This window comes from Rhizobium ecuadorense (assembly GCF_001187535.1).
Lineage (GTDB): Bacteria > Pseudomonadota > Alphaproteobacteria > Rhizobiales > Rhizobiaceae > Rhizobium > Rhizobium ecuadorense.
On sequence record NZ_LFIO01001181.1, the window covers coordinates 1 to 404 of the forward strand.

The window sequence follows — 404 nt, forward strand, 5'->3', positions numbered from 1 at the left end:
GATCCTGCGATCGGCAGCACGGCAATTTGAGGAGGGGGACGTCCAGCACTGGTGGCATCCTCCATCCGGTATCGGCGTGCGTACCCGGATCACCGATGACCTCTATTTCTTGCCTCTGGTCGTTCACCACTACGTGTCCACGACGGGCGACGTTCAACTGCTTGATGAGATGGTTCCCTTCATCACGTCGCCGGTGTTGAAAAAAGACCAGGAGGAAGACTTCAGCCAGCCGGCGACCAGCGAACAGTCCGGCTCCATCTACGAGCATTGCATCCGTGCGCTGGAGCATGGCTATCGATTGGGCTGTAGGTGCCCCAGTCCCGGTCGCGAACGAGATAGGAAATCGCTCGCAGCACCTCTGTCCCGTTGTAGCGGATGGTGCGGAGGTTGCCGTTGGCGAGATC

The 404-nt window shown here is 59.4% G+C and carries 2 pseudogenes; one reads left to right on the forward strand and one right to left on the reverse strand.

The features are described from left to right. Positions 1-304, forward strand: a pseudogene (locus tag AF337_RS40820) (GH36-type glycosyl hydrolase domain-containing protein); the annotation flags it as partial. Here the strand turns inward: AF337_RS40820 and AF337_RS46650 are convergent. Beyond that, positions 300-404, reverse strand: a pseudogene (locus AF337_RS46650) (D-apionate lactonase family protein); the annotation flags it as partial. The pseudogenes AF337_RS40820 and AF337_RS46650 sit on opposite strands and share 5 nt — an antisense overlap.